The 20,888-nt window shown below is 36.3% G+C and carries 20 protein-coding genes; 10 read left to right on the top strand and 10 right to left on the bottom strand.

The genetic code is table 11. The features are described from left to right. Positions 1 to 243 precede the first annotated feature (243 nt). Positions 244 to 969 carry a DUF4184 family protein gene (locus tag J3U14_RS08115; RefSeq protein WP_267351152.1) on the top strand — a complete coding sequence of 242 codons (726 nt, stop codon included), beginning with the start codon at positions 244 to 246 and terminating at the stop codon, positions 967 to 969. A gap of 32 nt (positions 970 to 1,001) precedes the next feature. On the opposite strand, the gene gmhB is transcribed toward J3U14_RS08115, so the two are convergent. Then, positions 1,002 to 1,538 carry a D-glycero-beta-D-manno-heptose 1,7-bisphosphate 7-phosphatase gene (gene gmhB, locus J3U14_RS08110; RefSeq protein WP_220216046.1) on the bottom strand — a complete coding sequence of 179 codons (537 nt, stop codon included), beginning with the start codon at positions 1,536 to 1,538 and terminating at the stop codon, positions 1,002 to 1,004. Between the two features lie 117 nt (positions 1,539 to 1,655). Between gmhB and metN the strand changes: the two genes are divergently transcribed. The 4 genes from metN (at position 1,656) to tsaA (ending at position 5,199) form a co-directional block, all read left to right on the top strand. Next, positions 1,656 to 2,687, top strand: a complete 1,032-nt coding sequence (gene metN / locus J3U14_RS08105; RefSeq protein ID WP_220216047.1) for a methionine ABC transporter ATP-binding protein MetN — start codon at positions 1,656 to 1,658, stop codon at positions 2,685 to 2,687. A gap of 112 nt (positions 2,688 to 2,799) precedes the next feature. Continuing rightward, positions 2,800 to 3,441: a methionine ABC transporter permease gene (locus J3U14_RS08100; protein WP_370632183.1), complete on the top strand. Its 642-nt coding sequence runs from the start codon at positions 2,800 to 2,802 to the stop codon at positions 3,439 to 3,441. Between the two features lie 14 nt (positions 3,442 to 3,455). Beyond that, positions 3,456 to 4,358 carry a methionine ABC transporter substrate-binding lipoprotein MetQ gene (gene metQ / locus J3U14_RS08095; RefSeq protein WP_065559641.1) on the top strand — a complete coding sequence of 301 codons (903 nt, stop codon included), beginning with the start codon at positions 3,456 to 3,458 and terminating at the stop codon, positions 4,356 to 4,358. A 133-nt stretch (positions 4,359 to 4,491) separates the two neighbouring features. Beyond that, the gene (gene tsaA, locus J3U14_RS08090) at positions 4,492 to 5,199 is read left to right on the top strand and encodes a tRNA (N6-threonylcarbamoyladenosine(37)-N6)-methyltransferase TrmO (RefSeq protein ID WP_416380150.1); all 708 of its coding nucleotides are present in this window, start codon (positions 4,492 to 4,494) and stop codon (positions 5,197 to 5,199) included. 214 nt (positions 5,200 to 5,413) lie between these two features. Here the strand turns inward: tsaA and hslO are convergent, their stop codons facing one another. The 3 genes from hslO to J3U14_RS08075 form a co-directional block, all read right to left on the bottom strand. After that, positions 5,414 to 6,277: an Hsp33 family molecular chaperone HslO gene (gene hslO, locus J3U14_RS08085; RefSeq protein WP_267351148.1), complete on the bottom strand. Its 864-nt coding sequence runs from the start codon at positions 6,275 to 6,277 to the stop codon at positions 5,414 to 5,416. A gap of 1 nt (position 6,278) precedes the next feature. Further along, on the bottom strand, positions 6,279 to 6,677 hold the full coding sequence (gene hslR / locus J3U14_RS08080) for a ribosome-associated heat shock protein Hsp15 (RefSeq protein ID WP_065559639.1): 399 nt from the start codon (positions 6,675 to 6,677) through the stop codon (positions 6,279 to 6,281). 91 nt (positions 6,678 to 6,768) lie between these two features. Further along, positions 6,769 to 8,373, bottom strand: a complete 1,605-nt coding sequence (locus J3U14_RS08075) for a hypothetical protein (RefSeq protein ID WP_267351146.1) — start codon at positions 8,371 to 8,373, stop codon at positions 6,769 to 6,771. Positions 8,374 to 8,610: 237 nt separating this feature from the next. On the opposite strand from J3U14_RS08075, the gene greA reads away from it, so the two are divergent. Beyond that, positions 8,611 to 9,087 (top strand): transcription elongation factor GreA, encoded by a 477-nt coding sequence (gene greA, locus J3U14_RS08070; protein ID WP_065559646.1) that lies wholly within the window; start codon positions 8,611 to 8,613, stop codon positions 9,085 to 9,087. Between the two features lie 65 nt (positions 9,088 to 9,152). On the opposite strand, the gene yhbY is transcribed toward greA, so the two are convergent. Continuing rightward, complete coding sequence (gene yhbY, locus J3U14_RS08065; protein ID WP_267351144.1) at positions 9,153 to 9,446, bottom strand: ribosome assembly RNA-binding protein YhbY; 294 nt, start codon at positions 9,444 to 9,446, stop codon at positions 9,153 to 9,155. Positions 9,447 to 9,544: 98 nt separating this feature from the next. Here yhbY and rlmE point away from each other — a divergent pair, with 98 nt between their 5' ends. The 3 genes from rlmE (at position 9,545) to folP (ending at position 13,129) form a co-directional block, all read left to right on the top strand. Then, positions 9,545 to 10,171 (top strand): 23S rRNA (uridine(2552)-2'-O)-methyltransferase RlmE, encoded by a 627-nt coding sequence (gene rlmE / locus J3U14_RS08060; protein WP_267351142.1) that lies wholly within the window; start codon positions 9,545 to 9,547, stop codon positions 10,169 to 10,171. 85 nt (positions 10,172 to 10,256) lie between these two features. Then, positions 10,257 to 12,125, top strand: coding sequence for an ATP-dependent zinc metalloprotease FtsH (ftsH, locus tag J3U14_RS08055; RefSeq protein ID WP_267351154.1), 1,869 nt, complete (start codon positions 10,257 to 10,259; stop codon positions 12,123 to 12,125). 167 nt (positions 12,126 to 12,292) lie between these two features. After that, a complete protein-coding gene (gene folP, locus J3U14_RS08050; RefSeq protein WP_220216056.1) occupies positions 12,293 to 13,129 on the top strand; it encodes a dihydropteroate synthase in 837 nt (278 codons plus the stop codon). 132 nt (positions 13,130 to 13,261) lie between these two features. Here the strand turns inward: folP and ubiA are convergent, their stop codons facing one another. The 5 genes from ubiA to J3U14_RS08025 all read right to left on the bottom strand — a co-directional run bounded on the left by ubiA (position 13,262) and on the right by J3U14_RS08025 (position 18,746). Then, positions 13,262 to 14,092 carry a 4-hydroxybenzoate octaprenyltransferase gene (gene ubiA / locus J3U14_RS08045; RefSeq protein ID WP_267351140.1) on the bottom strand — a complete coding sequence of 277 codons (831 nt, stop codon included), beginning with the start codon at positions 14,090 to 14,092 and terminating at the stop codon, positions 13,262 to 13,264. A gap of 108 nt (positions 14,093 to 14,200) precedes the next feature. Continuing rightward, on the bottom strand, positions 14,201 to 14,761 hold the full coding sequence (locus J3U14_RS08040) for a TorD/DmsD family molecular chaperone (protein WP_267351139.1): 561 nt from the start codon (positions 14,759 to 14,761) through the stop codon (positions 14,201 to 14,203). A gap of 61 nt (positions 14,762 to 14,822) precedes the next feature. Beyond that, a complete protein-coding gene (locus J3U14_RS08035) occupies positions 14,823 to 15,662 on the bottom strand; it encodes a dimethyl sulfoxide reductase anchor subunit family protein (RefSeq protein ID WP_267351138.1) in 840 nt (279 codons plus the stop codon). A 1-nt stretch (position 15,663) separates the two neighbouring features. Continuing rightward, on the bottom strand, positions 15,664 to 16,284 hold the full coding sequence (locus J3U14_RS08030; RefSeq protein WP_267351136.1) for a DMSO/selenate family reductase complex B subunit: 621 nt from the start codon (positions 16,282 to 16,284) through the stop codon (positions 15,664 to 15,666). 14 nt (positions 16,285 to 16,298) lie between these two features. Beyond that, complete coding sequence (locus J3U14_RS08025) at positions 16,299 to 18,746, bottom strand: DMSO/selenate family reductase complex A subunit (RefSeq protein ID WP_267351134.1); 2,448 nt, start codon at positions 18,744 to 18,746, stop codon at positions 16,299 to 16,301. 233 nt (positions 18,747 to 18,979) lie between these two features. Here J3U14_RS08025 and parE point away from each other — a divergent pair, with 233 nt between their 5' ends. After that, entirely contained in the window at positions 18,980 to 20,869 is a 1,890-nt protein-coding gene (gene parE / locus J3U14_RS08020; RefSeq protein ID WP_065559628.1) for a DNA topoisomerase IV subunit B, read from the top strand. Positions 20,870 to 20,888 lie beyond the last annotated feature (19 nt).

Genomic DNA, 20,888 nt, shown 5'->3' with positions numbered 1-20,888 from the left:
GCTCACTAACCTCTTGTTCCGCCTGCTTTCGCTGACGCCGTGTCAGTGGATGCGCATTATAGAGCCTTAAAAAAATCATGCAAGCGTTTATTGCAATTTTATTTCTGTTTGTGTTTTTTTTACCCATGCCGTATTGAAAACAAACTGATCCTATACAAATTTTACAAACTTTCTTTATTATTATTTATTATGTCAGTTATGAGATGTTTGCTTTAGGTTAACTTTTTAAGATGGATTTTTCATATGCCTTTTACTTTCGCACACCCAGCAATTGTTTTACCTTTTAATAAAAAGCCTCAATTTTTTTCCATGACAGCTTTAATTATAGGTAGCATGTCCCCTGACTTTGAATATTTTCTTAGAATGAAAATAAAAAGTGATATGAGCCATACTTTATTTGGTATTGTTTATTTTGATCTGCCAATAACATTAATGGTTGCTTTTATCTTTCATTCCATTATTCGTAATGAACTAATCAAAAATTTGCCTCATTTCCTTTATAAACGATTTGCTCATTATCTTACTTTTAATTGGAATCAGTATTGCTTACATCATTGGTTTATTGTTTTGACATCAGCCGTAATAGGCATATTGTCTCATATTTGTTGGGACAGTTTTACTCACTTAACGGGTTTTGTAGTAAAACACATTCCTTTTTTACAACAGACAATTTCCTTAAAAAATATTGATATTCCTATCTACCAATTACTACAGCATGGCAGTACTTTGGTCGGAATGAGTTTAATATGCCTCTTTATTCTTAGATTACCGATCATGACTGATAAAAGGAATACGGTTAGTTTTCTATATTGGGGTTTGCTGATGATGATCGTTATAAGTGGTTTCTCTCTCTTTTTCACCAATACTATCCATACTTTTGGTCAAAATGTGGTGAACTTTATTGATGCACTATTTTTAGGATTAATATTAGCACCACTTGTCATGAGAATTATACGGCGTTTATTTTAAACACCGTAATAGAATAGTATTGTTTTAGAACGTTATGATTCTGCTTTTATTTTATTAGGTAAATCCGCCAAACTATCGATTACCCAATCGGCTTGAGCAACGACTTCTTCAGTGATTGGGTCGCCCGTTTTCACTAAAACGGTTTTTTTGACCCCAGCCCTTTTACCTGATAATAGATCTGAAAGCTTATCGCCCACCATATAGGAATTAGCAATATCAATGCCTAACTCTTTCGCTGCGGTTTGAATCATACCTGGGCTTGGTTTTCGGCATTCACAATGATCGACTAGTGGATCATGCGGACAATAATAGATACCATCTAAGTCAACACCTCTGTCTTGTAACGACCAATCCATCCATTCAGTTAAAGTATGAAATTGCTCTTCAGAAAATTTGTTTCTGGCAATTCCAGACTGATTGGTGGTAATAACTAACAAGAAACCCATTTTTTTGAGCTCTTGCATTGCCTCAATAACTCCGTCAATAAAGTGGAATTTATCAATTGTATGCACATAGTTATAATCGATGTTTATTGTACCATCACGATCTAAAAAAATAGCAGGCTTCATATTTACTCATTTTCCTTTTAATTAGGTATTTATCCTAATTTGCATAATATATTATTGATTGACTTAGATGTCTAGACGTCTTAATATTCAACTATTCGCATTTTGCTTTTATATATTATGATACAATTACAACATATTTCGAAAACTTTTGAACATAATAATACGTTAATCCACGCATTAAAGGATATTACTATTAATGTACCCAAAGGTAAAATTTATGGGGTTATCGGTAAATCAGGCGCTGGAAAAAGTACATTGATTCGCTGTGTCAATCTGTTAGAAAAGCCAACAAGTGGTAAAATTTTTTTAGATAATCAAGAGATAACTAATCTATCTAATCGACAATTAATTCCTGTTCGTCGAAAAATCAGCATGATTTTTCAACATTTTAATCTTCTCTCATCACGTACCGTATTTGATAATATTGCTTTTCCTCTTGAACTTAATCGGACACCCAAAGCTAAGATTAAGCAAAAAGTCGATGAACTAATCGCGTTAGTTGGTTTGACTGAAAAAGCAAATGTCTATCCAGCCAATTTATCTGGCGGACAAAAGCAACGTGTTGCTATCGCACGAGCCTTGGCAAGTGACCCTAAAGTATTATTGTGTGATGAAGCAACCAGTGCCCTTGATCCAGAAACAACGCGTTCGATTTTAACTTTATTAAAAGAAATCAACCAGAAACTTGAATTAACAATCTTATTAATTACCCATGAAATGGATGTCGTTAAACAGATTTGCGATCAAGTTGCCGTTATTAGCAATGGAGAGTTAATTGAACAATCATCAGTAGGTGAAATGTTTTCCCATGCTAAAACCGATATTGCCCGTCAATTTATTCAATCTACTTTACATTTAAACATTCCTGATGACTATTTAACTAAGCTATCAAAAAAGTATAGAGAAGGACTTAATCCCCTAGTACGCCTAGAGTTTTCAGGTGTTTCGGTTGATTTACCGCTGTTATCGCAAATTGCTCAACAATTCAATATCGAAAGCAATATTATTAGCGCTCAGATGGATTACGCCGGTGGCGTTAAATTTGGTTTAATGCTAGCGGAAATGAAGGGAGAGACGAAAAGTATTGAATCCGCAATTGAATTTTTAGAAAAAAATAACACCAACGTAGAGGTGCTTGGTTATGTTTAGTTTTATTCCTTCTTTTAAACCTTTCGAAACCTTATTTCGATATTTAGCACACTACAATTTTTGGGGTGATTTTGTCGCTTTTTGCTCTTCTTTTAATGGTTTTAATGAAGCCATGTTATTTAAAATGGCACAAGCAACGGATGAAACACTTTATATGGTTATCTTATCTGGATTTTGGGGAACCGTTATTGGATTACCGATTGGTATACTACTTTATACCACTCGTAAAGGACAAATTTTAGATTGTTATATCGCTAATAGTGTTATTTCATTTATAACGAATATATTTCGTTCAATACCTTTTATTATATTGATTGTTTGGATTATTCCTTTTACAACTTTCTTAATGGGAACGTTTATTGGTAAACAAGCTGCTGTTGTGCCACTAAGTATAGGTGTTTCACCATTAATCGCTCGCATGATTGAAAATGCATTATTAGATGTTCCAAAAGGTTTGATTGAAGCAGCTCGCTCAATGGGTGCAACGCCATTTCAAATCATTTATAAAGTCTTATTACCTGAATCCTTACCGGTCATTGTTAATAGTATGACGATTACTTTAATTACGCTAACGGGTTATATTGCCATGGCAGGCGCTGTTGGTGCAGGTGGTCTTGGTCAATTGGCAATTCAATATGGTTACAATGGATACAAGCCTGCTATAATGAATACAGTTTTAGTTATCTTAATCATTATTGTATTTATTATTCAGTTTATAGGAAATGCCATTGTAAAACGCGTAACTCATCATTAAATTTGGAGAAACTTATGTCAATTAAACAGCTAGCATTAATTACCACCTTAGTCAGTGCCTTTTTTTTAACGGGTTGTGATAATAGTAAACAAACAGTATCAGAAAATAACAATTCAAATCAATCAGATAATATGACGACACTTAAAGTCGGCGTTATTTCAGGGCCAGAACAAGAAGTAGCCGAAGTGGTGAAACAACAAGCTAAGGATCTTTATCATTTAGATGTTGAGTTGGTTATTTTCAATGATTATGTCACCCCTAATCAAGCATTAAATGATGGATTAATTGACGTTAATGCCTTCCAACATAAACCTTATTTAGATGAGCAAATGAAAGAGCGTGGTTATAAATTAGCTGTGGTTGGTAATTCATTTGTTTACCCGATTGCAAGTTATTCTCATAAACTTAAACCTATCGACAATTCTACGCCAACGGGTGAAGGCGTAAAAGTAACATCTCCGCGTGGCGAAACTTTCTTTATTCCAGCTAACTCAACCATTGCGATTCCAAATGATCCAACTAATTTAGGTCGTGCACTACTGTTATTACAACATGAAGGATTAATTACCGTTGATAAATCAAAAGGTTTATTACCGACAGTTTTAGATATCACCAGTAATCCTAATAATTATAAGATTATTGAGCTTGAAGCGCCTATGTTGCCACGCTCTTTAGACGATGCACAAGTTGACCTTGCTATTATCAATAATGCATTTGCCGGACAAGCAAATTTAACGCCAAGTAAAGATGGCATTTTTGTTGAAGATAAAGAATCCCCTTACGTTAATATTATTGTTGCCCGTGAAGCTGATAAAGATAACGAGAATATCAAAAATTTTGTGAAAGCTTACCAAACTGATGCTGTAGCGCAAAAGGCAGATCAAATTTTTAATGGTGGTGCTATTCGTGGTTGGTAATAACTTACCAAAAACATTAATAAATCAAAATTCCGCCGATTTAAGGTCGGCGGAAACAATTAAAGACAAAATAGATAGAGTTATTGAGTGATATACTGCAGACCATACATTAACTCAGTAGAGCATAGTTAAGATCATGACCTGGCATATAGACCCCATTGGTATTATACATTCCCCTTATAGCGAAAAATTTGCTGTACCCAGACAACCAAATTTAGTTACTGCCGGATATGGAGAACTTCATTTATTGGCGCCTTATAATGATCCTAATAGCGTTAAAGGATTAGAACAGTTTTCACATTTATGGTTGCTATTTCAATTCCACCATATAGATCAGAACAAGTGGCGCTTAACTGTTCGTCCTCCTCGTTTAGGTGGAAATAAAACGTTAGGCGTATTTGCAACTCGTTCCCCATTTAGACCCAATCATATCGGGCTTTCAGCAGTAGAATTAAAAGACATAGTCATTAAAAATAAACAAGTTATTTTAAAATTAGGAAGTTTAGATTTAGTTGATGGCACACCTATTATCGATATAAAACCCTATCTGCCTTATTGTGATAGTTATCCAGATGCCAATGCAGGCTATGCACAAACGTCTCCAGAAAAAAAATTACACGTCGTGTTTTCAGATGAAGCTCAACTTTTTTTAGCATCGCAAAAACAGAATTATCCAGAGTTAGCAGATTTAATTGCTCAAGTCATTTCACAAGATCCTAGACCTGCTTATAAACAAAATAACATCGCTGAACAAACATATGGATTAACGCTATACCATTTTAACATAAAATGGAAAATCAAAAATGAATGCGCAATGGTCGGCGATATCGAGGTTATCTAAAAAAATTTACTTAACTGAAAAGTAAATAATTTTCTTTTTCCAATAGGATAAAATAGTTTTGTAAATGTTCTTAACAAAATTATGGCAAAAAATTAATAAAAAAGGTTGGTGTATTTATACGATTCTGATACATTATGTACGGGTTTAATTCCCTATATTTCACTTTGCCACTAAAATTAGTTAATAATCTTAGTGGTATTTTTATGCCTAAAAATCAATGGATATTTGTTTTGTGTTTGCTTCGCATTTCAGTGATATCTATCTCATCAAATATATAATGTTTACCACAATAATCACAAAGGATATCAATCTTTCCACCATCCTCTTTGAGGATTTCATCAATTTCATTTTGCGGTATTGTTGCTAGACTATCCTCAAAACGTTGCCGAGAACAACCACATTTAAATGTAACATTCTCAGTTTCAAACAATCGAACTTGTTCTTGATTATAAAGGCGATATAAAATTTCATCACTGGTGAGTTTAAATAATTCATCGTTCGTGATTGTTTCGGTTAAAGCGCATAGATGATCAAAAGACTCTTCAGTATTTTCATTAGCTGGTAACACTTGCAATAATATGCCGGCAGCCATTGGTTTATTATTGTAAACACCTGTTTTAACGAATAATCTAGTTGGCAACTGTTCAGACTGCATGAAGTAATTTTCAATACATCCTATTAGCGTCTCTTTTTCAAGTCCGACAATACCTTGATAGCGTTCTCCATTTTTGGGCGTAATGGTAATTACAATATAGCCATTACCCACCATATCTTTCAATGACGCATTATCAGCAATATCTCCATTAACTCGAGCAACCCCACGTAATTGTAGAAGATGATTGCCATTAACAACCGCTAAACGCAGAGGACCATCACCTTGTAATTGAACCGCAATATCGCCTTCAAATTTTAAGGTTGCGGTTAATAAACTCGTCGCAACCAGTAATTCACCCAATAAATTTTGTACTGCTATAGGATAATTATGGTTATCTAAAATTGCTTGGTAAGTTTGTTCTAAACGAGTTATTTCACCACGAACAGGGTGATTATCAAAGATAAATCGATTTAAAGTATCCATATCAATTATTGTCGCCTTGTTGTCTATCATATTTAAATTTTATTAAGTTACGCCGCTCTTTTTTATCCGGCTTTCTATCAGGATGTGGCATGGTTAATGCATTAAGCTTACGTGCTTCAGCTATTTTTTCGCGTTTATCAATGCTCTCTTGTGTTTCTTGATAAAGTAATTGAGCTTCTTGCGCTGATCTCCGTTGTCCATTAATCGCCAGAATTTTAATTGTTTTTTGATCTGAACCTTGACGAAGAGTCAAAATTGCACCGACTTCCACCAATTTACTCGGTTTAGTTCGTTGACCATTATAGTGGACTTTTCCCCCCTCAACCATTTCACGAGCAAGTGAACGCGTTTTATAAAATCGGGCAGCCCACAACCATTTATCTAGTCTGATTTGATCCATTTCACTCTCATATTAATTAATCAAAAACGTCATTTAAACACGAACAGGAGTTTTAGCATTTTAATAATATATAAGGCTAACTAAACCAATATCAATTGTCTGATTGAAGAAAATGATTGATCGCATTGACTTGTATTGTGCCAGCTAAACTAAATGGTGCAATTTTACCAACTAAATTAGCGGTATAATTAGTTGACTCAGGATCGTAATTAACTAATTTCCAATCTTTTAATAAAGAACTTGGGATATTAGCAGCACTTAATTGAAAAGAGGTAAATTCTGTTTGATTAGCATTAAGCTTTGCTTTTATTTCAACAACACCCTTGTTAATTAAACTACTAAAGTTTAATAATGCATGCTGTTGTGAATCATATTTTAAGGTCAAATCTGGATAATTAATCTCAATTCCATTAATAGATCCTCTTTCAGCTTTAAAAAATAGGTTTCCGGCATCAAATCCTAAATATTTATCTTTGACTATAACAATATCTGAGCCCAGTGCTTCAAAATTAGTAAAAGCAAATGGATAGTTAGCATCAACATTAATTAATAGACTTGGTAAAATCGATAATTGAGTAATTTCAATCCGACTAAATTGTGTTGGTAATACTAATTGCTCTAAATGTTGAGGTAATTGATAAATGACACTAGCTATCGTGACTTGTTCTAACTGTAAAGTATTATCATGCCAGCTACCTGTAAGATTTACATTACCTTTATTCCAAGTGGCTATCGCTTTTTCAATTTCAATATTATTATCATTAAGATTGAGTTGAAGTAATACTGAGGAAAATAGATTATCGAACCATACAACGTTATCGGCATTGAAAACAAGAGAGCTTTCATCAAAATACCATCCATTATCAAAACGAATATTTTTGACTTCAAGATTCCCTTTTTCAACGAGAAAAGAGGGTAGCTGTATACTACTTTCAAATATCGACAATTGTCGTAAAGAGAATTTCGGTAAATAGGAAATATATTTTTCCCAAAAATCGTCTGTTTGAGATTGTAGATGAATATTGCTTAATTTAAATTGTTCAATATCCCAACTTTTATCAGCTAATATCTTTAACTTACTTACAAAAAATCCATTTTCAATATTCCCACCTAAATTGGTTAAGTAGGTAATATTATCACGGTGAAATCCTTGAACGATTACTGATTTTATAGCAACCTCATTGATCAATACTTCGTTAGAAGTGAAATCAAACTGGGCATTATTTAAACTTGATGAAGAATAAGATTTAATTCCGCCATTTACCTGTTTAAATAGAATTTTATCTTCATTATTATTTATTGAAACAGTAATGGTAGAATTAATGAATTTTAACGTATCAGTCGAAAAATCATAATGTTTAATTTTGCTATCAACCAATATTCCATCAATCACAGTAACATAGCTAAAATGATTGAATTGCCACAGTTCATGTTTATCTAACCCTATAACCATTTTAGGAATATTAGCTATCTGTTGTTGAGCATCGCTGATGACAACATCATCCAAGACAACTTCATAAACATTTGAAAAAGAATGGTGAACATGCCCAATTGAGATAGTATAGGGACTTAATTTTGATAATTGCTCACTTACAAATTTTGCCCCAAACGCCGTCTGTACTACAAAATAAGAGAGTAACACTAACAACCAAGCAATTGCTAAAAGAGTAAGTAAGTAGAATCGTATCCGTCGCATAAATGAATAAAATTGTTATAATAAGCCGTTCACAATGACATTACGATAAACGATTTTAAATGAAATAGCATCTTATTTTAGTATAAATGATTTGTCGTTAAGTCAGTTTTACAGTTAATATATAGAAATACACAATCATATCTTTGAAATACCAAATGGAATCGATCACTCTTCCTTTATTTAAAGTAAGATGAGGGATTGTTTTTATTTAATTTAAATAAAGCGGGAGACACACAAATGAAACAAATCCCAATGACAGTAAAGGGAGCTGAATTATTACGTGCTGAACTTGAAGAGCTAAAAAATGTCAAAAGACCTCAAATTACAGCAGCGATAGCCGAAGCGAGAGCACACGGTGATTTAAAAGAAAATGCAGAGTATCATGCAGCAAGAGAACAACAAGGTTTTTGTGAAGGTCGTATTCAAGAAATTGAAGGAAAGTTATCACAAGCACAAATTATAGACATTACCAAAGTCAAAAACACTGGCAGAATTATTTTTGGTGCCACCGTCACTGTTATCAATGTGGATACTGATGAAGAAACCACTTATCGAATTGTAGGTGATGATGAAGCTGACTATCGACAAAATCTCATTTCGGTTAATTCCCCTATTGCCAGAGGATTAATTGGTAAAGAAGATGGCGACACAGTACAAATCAAAACGCCTGGCGGCGATGTAGAGTTTGATATTGTTAAAGTAGAATATATTTAAAAGGTGAATTCTACTTGGTCATTTGATAATGATAAACAGGGCGAATACCCTGTTTATTAATCGTATTATTTAGGTAAAGTGATTTTTTTCTCTTCACTTGGTCTAAAAATGGTAAAAATAGAACCAACTTGTTGTACTGCAAAGGCATGCGTTTCACGTATGATAGCCTCACAAATAAGCTTTTTTGTCTCTCTATCTTCAGCAGACACCTTGATCTTAATTAACTCATGAAAGTTTAACGCATTTTCAATCTCTGCAAGCACACCTTCAGTAAACCCATTAGCGCCGATCATGACAATCGGTTTTAAATGATGAGCTTCACCTTTTAAATACTGTTTTTGTTTATTTGATAAATTCATTATTTTTTTATCACATTAAGTTGCAATTTTGTTATTCTACCCTTATATATATTTGTAATCAATTGAAGTGAACTCTTTACTATAAGGATTTATTCCCTGTGAGTAACAAAAAACGCTCAGCAAGCTCGACTCGTTGGCTTAATGAACATTTTAATGATCGCTTTGTGCAACAAGCACAAAAAAAAGGTTTACGATCGCGAGCATGGTTCAAATTAGAAGAAATTCAAAAAAGTGACAAATTATTTAAACCCGGCATAACCGTTGTTGATCTAGGCGCAGCGCCTGGTGGATGGTCACAATATGTGGCGTCTGTTATTGGTAGCAAAGGACGAATTATCGCTTGCGATTTATTACCGATGGATCCGATTGTCGGTGTTGATTTTCTACAAGGTGATTTCCGAGACGAAGCCGTGCTTAAAGCATTACTTGACCGTGTTGGTAAAGAAAAAGTACAAGTCGTCATGTCAGATATGGCTCCTAACATGAGTGGTCAACCTGCTGTTGATATTCCCAGAGCAATGTATTTAGTTGAACTTGCTTTAGATATGTGTCGAGATGTCCTTGCCCCAAATGGCAATTTTATTGTCAAAGTATTTCAAGGTGAGGGATTTGAAGATTATTTAAAACAAGTTAGATCGATGTTTAAAACTGTCAAAATTCGCAAACCTGAAGCATCCAGATCGCGATCGAGAGAAGTTTATATCGTTGCAATGGGTATGAAGTAGCCAGTAGCACAATTTTGTAGTACCATTACTTCCTAATTTTAGTCGTAACTGTTAATTTTTATGAGAGGTTTTTCTTTTGAACGACATGGTAAAGAATTTACTGATCTGGGGAATTATTGCCGTAGTATTGATAGCTGTATTTAATCAATTCAGCTCAATATCAAATAGCGGTCCTCAAATCAATTATACTCAATTTAATTCCGATATCACCAGTGGTAAAATCCAAGAAGTGCATATTAATGGACGCGAAATTATTGCCACGACAAAAGATAATCGTAACTATGTAACTTACATCCCTTATTTTGATGAAAAATTAATGGATGACTTAGTTTTAAATAAAGTTGCCGTTTATGGTAGTCCAGATGAAAAACCAAGTTTGTTAGCAAGTATTTTAATCTCTTGGTTCCCCATTATTTTATTAATCGGATTTTGGATCTTTGTCATGCGTCAAATGCAAGGCGGTGGTAAAGGCGGACCAATGTCGGTGGGTAAAAGTAAAGCTCGGATGTTAGCGCCAGATCAAGTAAAAACTAAATTTACCGATGTCGCAGGCAGTGAAGAAGCCAAGCAAGAAGTAACAGAAGTAGTCGATTTTTTACGTGATCCGGGGAAATACCAAAAATTAGGTGGACGCATACCAAAAGGTATTTTGATGGTTGGACCACCGGGTACCGGTAAAACATTATTAGCTAGAGCGATTGCCGGTGAAGCCAATGTGCCTTTCTTTAGTATTTCAGGCTCCGACTTTGTTGAAATGTTTGTTGGTGTTGGCGCATCACGTGTACGTGATCTCTTTGAACAAGCCCGTAAACATTCACCTTGTATTATCTTTATTGATGAAATTGATGCTGTTGGTCGCAAACGTGGAGCGGGTTCAATGGGCGGTCATGACGAACGCGAACAAACCCTAAACCAAATGTTAGTTGAAATGGATGGTTTTGAAGCTAACAGTGGCATTATTATGATTGCAGCAACAAACCGTGCTGATATTCTCGATCCTGCATTACTTCGTCCAGGTCGTTTTGACCGTCAAGTTCAAATTGATTTACCTGACTTAAAAAGTCGTGAGCAAATTCTGGCAGTACATGTACGTAAAGTGCCTTTAGGGTCTGATGTTAATCTAGCAGTATTAGCCCGCGGAACACCAAATTATTCGGGTGCTCAATTAGCTAATTTAGTTAACGAAGCAGCGCTATTTGCCGCTCGCCGTAATAAACGTTTAGTCACGATGGATGAGTTTGAAGAAGCCAAAGATAAAATCGATATGGGTACTCAACGTCGTTCATTATCCATGACAAAAGAGCAATTAACCAATACGGCTTATCATGAAGCGGGACACGCAATTGTGGGTTATTTAATGCCAGATCATGATCCGCTCCATAAAGTCACGATTATTCCTCGTGGAGGGGCGTTAGGTGTCGCCTTCTTCTTACCGGAAGGTGATCAAATTAGTCAAACTCGTACTCAGTTAGAATCAAAAATTTCAACAGCTTATGCAGGACGAATTGCCGAAGGCTTAATTTATGGCGAAGATAAAATTACCTCTGGTGCTTCAAGTGATATACGATACGCTTCAAATGTAGCCAGAGCAATGGTGACACAATGGGGCTTCTCAGATCGTTTACCACCTGCATTGTTTGAATATGAAGAGTCTTCTTATGGAGTCATGAAGAAAATATCTGATGGTACAGCTAAAATTATTGATGAAGAAGTTGATGCAATCCTTCAACGAAACTATCAACGAGCTAAAACAACACTAACTGAAAATATTGATATTCTTCATGCAATGAAAGATGCTTTACTTAAATATGAAACAATTGATAAAAAACAGATTGATGAACTGATGAATCGCCAGCCAGTCACGCCACCAGAGGGTTGGACAGCCAGTGATGAAAAAGCAGCACAGGAAGTTCCGAATGAAGGTCGTGATACACCACCTGAATCGGATAATTAATCTGTTTTAATTTTTATAACGCGCTACGGCGCGTTTTTTATCGGATAATTCAGATAAATCTAAAATACAAACAGGTAACAAGCTTAAATGATTTTGCTATTGTTTAGCTTATAACTAGTTTAACGATAGCAAAATTGAGTAGCAGATGACTTAAATAAGGCATAATCATGGAAATTCGTTTCAACAATCAAATTATGGATCTCTCTTTTCCTCAAGTAATGGGTATCGTAAACATGACGCCGGATTCGTTTTCTGATGGCGGTAATTATAACAATCTTGATGATGCCATGCGTCGAGTTGATAATATGATACAAGCAGGCGCAACATTTATTGATATAGGCGGCGAATCAACACGCCCTGGTGCAGCCATTGTATCAGTTGAAGAAGAGCTCGATAGAGTGGTGCCTTTAGTTGAAAAAGTGGCTCGCTATTTTGATGTTTGGATTTCTGTTGATACCTCTAAACCCCAAGTTATGACAGAGTCAGCAAAAGCAGGAGCCCACTTAATTAATGATATACGAGCATTAACAGAGTCTGGTGCAGTCGAAGCCGCAGCCCAAACAGGATTACCAGTTTGCATTATGCATATGCAAGGCGATCCTCAAACTATGCAAAATGCACCACATTATCAGCAAGACATCTATCAAGAAGTCGATCAATTTTTTGCCCAACATATCAATCGTTGCATCAATGCAGGGATTGAGCGAGAAAAAATTATTCTTGATCCGGGTTTTGGCTTTGGTAAAACATTAGCACACAATTATCGATTACTAGCAACACTTGAAAAATTTCATCACTTTCATTTACCGCTATTAGTTGGTATGTCTCGAAAATCCATGATTGGACAAGTATTAAATGTTCCGCCTAAAGAACGTATGTTAGGTAGTGTTTCTTGTGCAGTAATTGCAGCGATGAAAGGTGCACAGATTATTCGAGTTCATGATGTAAAAGAAACCTTTGATGCACTGCGAATTGTGCAAGCCACTTTAGCTGAACAGGAATAAACGGGATTTAACTTCAACAAAATGAGCTGTTATTTTGTTAAAAAGGGAATTTTTAGACAAATAAGATAAAAATCCCTTTTTGTTTTATTCTTAAGAATTTTCAACTTTTGGTATTACTGTTTCTAATAATCATTAAACAATAACAACACTTAAAAACATCACTAAACCGACATAATTATTATTTTGAAAAGCTTTGAAGCATCGAGTTCTATCACGATCGTTTATCAACCATTGTTGATAAAGAAACAGTAACGACATGATCGATATTCCACTATAATAAATAAAAGACAAATGATTACTAAGACCAATAATTATCAAGCAAATCACCGTTATTATCTGTAAAATGCCAATTATCAATTTATCATAGTGCCCAAACAAAACAGCCGTTGATTTAATGCCAATTTTGATATCATCATTGCGATCAACCATGGCATATTCCGTATCATAAGCAACTGTCCAACAAATATTTGCCAAACACAATAACCAACAGGTTAACGGGAACTGTTCAATTGTGGCCGCATAGACCATTGGAATGCTCCAACTAAATGCAATCCCTAATACTATTTGCGGAAAGTAGGTATAACGCTTCATAAACGGGTAAATCATTGCAGTTAACAATGCACAGCCAGCAATCATCCACGACAAAGTATTTAAAAAGAATAATAAACAAGCAGCCATTAACAACAATATCAATAATGTCCATAAAGCATTCTTTGCGGTTAATACGCCTTGCGCTAACGGACGGTGTTGGGTTCGCTCCACATGCGCATCAAAATGGCGATCAGCATAATCATTTACCACACACCCTGCCGCTCGCATCACAACAACACCCAGTACAAAGATAACAACAAGTTCAACGGGCGGATGAGGATTTGCAAGCCAAATTGCCGTTATAGTTGGCCAAAGCAATAGCAAGATTCCAATTGGTTTATCTAACCGCATAAGTTGTAAATAAGCTAACATATCTGATTTCTATCTTATATAACAATAGGGGAATTATACCTTTTCCTTCAAAAACTGTAACGCTCTCAATAATTGAGTCAAATTAATTGCTACAATTAACAAGCAGGCTCATTGAAGCATCTCTAAATATTGTTCTGCAATAACGGCAAGAGCAGCATAAAACGGACTAATTTGATTATGTTTTAATTGGTTTAAATAGTAAGCAGACCACGTAAATAGATGTTCATTTAATAATTGTTTTGCTGTTTGTGGCTGATTTTTTTCCAGCAGTAATGCAAATGCCATTAACATTAATCCAAACTGATCTTCAGGCTCATTCATACCAGTAGACAACATTAACCCTTGTTGCTGTAAAAATTCACGATAACGTTCTTGTGATTCCCCCATTAATAACTTTTCTTGATCCAAATAGACCGATCCCCAAGGGGGTGCAAGCATTTCACCTTGTCCTTCAAATAACAGTGAAAATTGATAATCAAGATCTTGATGGGATAATTCTGCCGCTAGTCTTTGACATTGCTGACAAATTAATTTGGGATTTTGCCAATTAGCCAGCTGATCGATATGGAGTAAAGCCTCAATCAACGGTTTGATGGTTTCACTTCGAGGAGAATAGTAAAAAAATGCCCCAATGATTTTTGCTAAGGTGACGGTAGCTAGATTATCCAATCTTATCTCTCTTATTCATTATAAAATGACTTAATTTGCTATGAGTAATTAGCTTCAATGATTATAGCGGTATTGTCCATAAATTATAAAAGGCAATACGTCCACAAACCTCACCCAAAAAAGTACAAGCAAAGGCTGTAGTACAAAGTATCGTCATATGTTTTGTTCGCCAACAACTAAAAATAATCAACATTAGCGCAACAATTAATAAAATACACTTGATTATCATCCAACTCAATTGCGCATTAGCTAGCGCCGGACTGATTGAAGTCATTAAATTAAAATAAGGTACCTTTGATAGCACAATTAATAAAACGCCAATAATAAAAGCACCTATTCCTAATCGATATAGCCCAACCCTAGCACTAGCAATACCACCTAATGCCAGCATCGTTAGATACATTTGAATCGGTGTATAAACAGTATCCCACGTTTTCACTGTGGGTAATCTATACGTTAAAACAATCGTCCAAACAAACACTAAACTTAGTATCATCAACACGATCGCTAATAGTTGATTTATATAAGGGATGCGATTTATCTTTAAACAAAGCGGCTTAATCATATCAAGTTTTTCACTATTGGGATTAAGAGCAAAATAATTGAGTAACAAGGATACAAGCGTAACTCCAAACAATACACTAAAGGTAAAAATTTCATTACTCATTGGCGAACGACCGATACCCAAAATCACATTGAAGGCACGCATAGGATGCCCCAAATGGAATGAGGCAATAAGCATACCAAGAGCCATAAAAAGCAGTGCTAACCCATTAATTTTTTGTCTAATAACTTGTTTAGCTTGTGAATGATTGATGAAACAAGACAAGCTACTCAGCAATACCATTCCCGCAGATAATTGCCCCAATACCGTAAAAAAAACGAGTGGTAATTCATGCATATTAAATCTCCTCTGGATTGAGCACTTTACCCAATGTATCACCCGAACTCTTAGCTTGTGCATGGGGTTTAATCACAATATTGGGTTTAGTTAGCTCAGCATTAGGCAAAGGAGCAATATTACGTTCATTACCATAACGTTCACGTAATTTGCCTATCTCGTCAAAATCTAAAGCATGTTGCGGACAAGATTCGACACAGACGGGCTTTAATCCTTCGGCGACACGTTCATAACAGCCATCGCATTTTGACATGACACGCTTTTGATGATCATACTGTGGTGCACCATAAGGACAACGCATTTCACAATACCGACACCCGATACACACATCTTGATTGACAACCACTAAGCCATCTTGCTTGCGTTTGTGCATTGCCCCCGTAGGGCAGCCTTGTACGCAAGTCGGCTCATCACAATGGTTACAGGCGATCGACAAATAATAAGTAAATGTATCATTCTGCCAAATTCCAGCTACTTGCTGCCATGTGCCACCACCATATTCATAGACTCGGCGAAAATGCACCCCAAGCGCATTATCTTTCTCGTCTTTACAGCTGACTTGGCAGGTTTTACATCCGGTACATTTGGAAGAATCAATAAAGAATCCATATTGCATTTTCATCATCTCCCTGTGACTTATGATGCCGAAGACATACCGGATATTGGTTTGATATCAACCAAATTGGTATGTTGTGAATTTGATTTTGCCAATACCGAAGGACGCAATGAAGTTAATCGATTGACACACCCCCCAATATCGATACCCACTGCATTGGTTTTTGCCCATAACCCTTGTGGAATGGCAATCACCCCGGGTAATATACGTGGCGTTACTTTTGCAGGTATATATAATCGACCGCGATCGTTAAAAACTTCGACTAATTGACCATGCTTTATGTGTCTCTGCTGAGCATCAATAGGATTGATCCACAGACTACTGGCAACAGCCTCACGCAATTGAGGGAGATTGCTATAAGACGAGTGGCAATGTCCTTTAATATGAAATCCAATTAACTGTAACGGGTATTTTTCTTGTTTCAGCTTATCTTCACTTCCTTCAATTGCAGGTAAATAAGCTGGAATAGGATAAAGTTTATCGTCCTGCTCAAATTCCCATTCACGCGCAATTTTCGCTAAGGCTTCAGAATAAATTTCAATTTTGCCCGATGGGGTATTTAACGGATGATTAACGGGATCATCGCGAAATGCCTTTAAAGCAATGTGATTATCACTATCGGCTAATTTACGATCAATAACCCCCATACCGTCTGTTTCGGCAAAAGACGGTAAATCAGGATTTTGTTTGCGCATTCTTTCATAACTATACGCTATCCACTCCTCTTGTGTTCGTCCTTCCGTAAATTTATCTTTAACGCCCATTTTTTCAGACAATTCGGTTAGCACATCATAAGCCGGACGATTTTCCCAAAGTGGCTTAATGGCTTGTTGCATACGAATCACATAGTGATAAGCGCCCGATGCATAGGAATTATTGATTAAATCACGACTTTCCACTGACGACACATCAGGTAATAACAAATCGGCATACCTTGCTGAAGCGGTCATATGCGTATCCCAAACCAAGATAAATTCGCATTTCGACTCATCTTGTAAAATCTGATGGGTTCGATTGAGATCGGCATGCTGATTACCAATTACATTACTGGCATAGCTCCAGATAAACTTGATACCAACATCCAATTTATCTTTACCCAGTATATAAGCATTTTTAGCTGTCATGTTCTGCGGTTCTTCAATCGCTTTTGTCCATAAAAAAAATGGAATACTGGTTTTAATCGGATTTAACAGATTCAGACCAGGAACCGGATAAGTCACGCTGCCGCCCCAAGTTCCGATATTAGTACCTTGTTTACCAAACTGACCCGTGATAATTGGCAGTATCATAATCGCTCGGGTAGTATGCTCACCATTTTGCCAACGCTGAGCCCCCCAACCTTGAGAAATCCATGCCGCTTTAGCATTGACAATATCTAATGCAAGCTGACGAATTTGTTTAGCTGGAATACCGGTTTTTTTAGCTGCCCATTCAGGGGTTTTAGGCGTTCTGTCATCACCTAATCCAAGAATATAAGATTTAAAATCACTAAAAGGCGGTGCACTGTCGGGTAATGAGTCAGCATTCCAGCCCACACAATATTGATTAAGCATTGCATCATCAATTCTATCTTCTTCTAGTAAAGCATAACCGATTGCAGCAACTAAAGCGGCATCCGTTCCAGGAATAATTGGAATCCACTCAGCATTGTAACCCACAACACTTTCACTACGCCTTGGATCAATAATAATCACCCTTGCTTTACTTTGTGATAATGCATTGAATAGCTCGGTCACCTGCCCTCCACCCGACATTCTGGTTTCAGCAATATTTTGTCCAAACATTACCACTAGATCAGAGTGTTTAATTTGGTCTATTAACGACTCTTTTGCATTGCCATAAATATAAGGTTGAATAGCGGTTATTTGACCACTTGAATAATCACCATGATAATTAAGGTAACCACCAATCGTACTCAAGAATCGCTTACAAGCACTACGCCCAGAAATATTTGCACCTGTAGTACCTGTACCATATTGATAATAAATAGACTCGTTGCCATATTGATTAATGGTATACTTGAGTTTATTTGCCAATAAAGCGATTGCTTCATTCCATGAAATACGTTTGAATTTACCTTCACCACGCTTACCAACTCGCACCATAGGATATTTTAAACGCTCAGGATCGTAAGTTCGCCAACGTACCGCTCTTCCTCGCAAGCAAGGACGAATTTGATGCAGACCAAAGACAGGATCATTAATGCCGTCTTCCGAAGAAATTTTAGTAATAATATCATTCTTCACATGGACTTTTAGAGGACAGCGACTACCACAGTTAACTAAACAAGCACTATAGACGATTTTTTCCCCATTATCCGAACTGGCAAGACTATCATTGTCATTAACATTAGGTTCTGCGTACACAAATGGGGATTGAATGGTATTGGCTAATGCCGCAACGCTCCCAATTGCTAACGATTTTTGTAAAAAATCTCGTCGGGTTATCTTATTATCTGACTTGCTCATTTTGTTCCCTTATGTCTATTTGGGATTTATTTATCATAATACTTTAGATGGGCTGATAAAATAGAAAACGGCATAAACCGTCTTTAACTATCAATAAATTAAGGTAATAACAATTATTCTCAATACATACTTGGTAAAAATACTGAATTTGCTTTTCATTATAAATTTAATTTCATGCATCTTAAAGAAAGATTGGTATAATAAGGTCATTTATTCGAATAAATAGAAAAACTATGTCACAATCTACTTATAACGCTGTTGATATTGAAGTCTTAAAAGGGCTCGATCCTGTTCGTCATCGTCCAGGCATGTATACCGACACGGCTCGCCCAAATCATTTAGGGCAAGAGGTTATCGATAATAGTGTCGATGAAGCAATAGCCGGTCACGCTCGTCAAGTTAAAGTCACGCTTTATGAAGATAATTCATTAGAAGTTATTGATGATGGGCGAGGTATGCCTGTTGATATTCATCCCGAAGAGGGAGTACCGGCTATTGAATTATTACTTTGCCGTTTACACGCTGGCGGTAAATTTTCTAATAAAAATTATCAATTCTCTGGTGGACTTCATGGTGTGGGTATCTCAGTTGTTAATGCGCTATCTAAACGGGTAGAAGTGACCGTTAACCGAGATGGTCAAGTTTACCAAATTGCGTTTGAAAATGGCGAAAAAGTCGAAGATCTTCATGTAACTGGTACGTGTGGACGTCGTAACACGGGCACAAAAGTTCACTTTTGGCCAGACGAAAAATATTTTGATTCACCAAGATTTTCAGTACCCCGTTTATCTCATCTACTCAAAGCAAAAGCGGTACTTTGTCCTGGTCTTGAAATTATCTTTAAAGATAAAATTAATAACACCGAACAACGCTGGTGTTATCAAGATGGCTTAAAAGATTACTTAATGGAATCCGTCAGTGGTTACTCACTACTACCGGAAGAGCCATTTACCGGCAGCCATACCGGTGATACAGAAGCCGTTGAATGGGCACTCTTGTGGATGCCGGAAGGTGGCGAACTGTTAACAGAAAGCTATGTTAACTTAATTCCTACTGTGCAAGGTGGTACCCATGTCAATGGTTTACGCCAAGGGTTGCTTGATGCAATGCGTGAATTTTGTGAATTTCGTAATTTGTTACCACGTGGCATAAAATTGACGGCTGATGATATTTGGGAACGCTGTGCTTATGTGTTATCTGTAAAAATGCAAGAGCCACAATTTGCAGGACAAACCAAAGAGCGCTTATCATCCAGACAAAGTGCTGCATTTGTATCTGCCATTGTTAAAGATGCCTTTAGCTTGTGGTTAAATCAGCATGTACAAACCGCTGAATTACTAGCGGAAATGGTGATTTCCAGTGCACAACGACGACTAAGAGCTTCAAAAAAAGTTATTCGTAAAAAATTAACTAGCGGTCCGGCATTACCGGGCAAGCTTGCGGACTGTTCATCACAAGACTTAAGCCGAACTGAACTTTTTTTAGTGGAAGGCGATTCCGCAGGTGGCTCAGCTAAACAGGCTCGAGATCGGGAATATCAAGCGATAATGCCATTAAAAGGTAAAATTCTAAACACTTGGGAAGTCTCATCGGATGAAGTCCTTGGTTCTCAAGAAATCCACGATATTTCGGTCGCAATTGGTATTGATCCTGATAGTGATGATTTAAGCCAATTACGATATGGTAAAATCTGTATTTTAGCCGATGCCGATTCTGACGGTTTACATATTGCCACCCTGCTTTGTGCGCTATTTGTTCGTCACTTTCGTGCAATGGTCGAACACGGACATGTCTTTGTTGCCATGCCACCATTATATCGTATCGATCTTGGTAAAGAAGTCCATTACGCCTTAGATGAAGAAGAGAAAGAAGGAATTTTAGATCAGCTTAAACGGAAAAAAGGCAAACCGAATGTACAACGTTTTAAAGGTCTCGGTGAAATGAATCCACTGCAACTGCGTGAAACAACGATGGATCCGAATACTCGCCGTCTAGTTCAGTTATCATTAGATAATTCAGAAGAAACAATGGCGTTAATGGATATGTTACTTGCTAAAAAACGTTCGGAAGATCGCCGTGAATGGTTGCAAGAAAAAGGTGACCAAGTCCAACTTGATGTCTAACATAAAGAATGATTTAGAG

Source organism: Gilliamella sp. B3801, from assembly GCF_026536645.1.
Classification (GTDB): Bacteria; Pseudomonadota; Gammaproteobacteria; order Enterobacterales; family Orbaceae; genus Gilliamella; species Gilliamella apicola_I.
The sequence above is the reverse complement of the archived record's forward strand: the minus strand, read 5'-3'. Positions and strand labels throughout refer to the sequence as shown.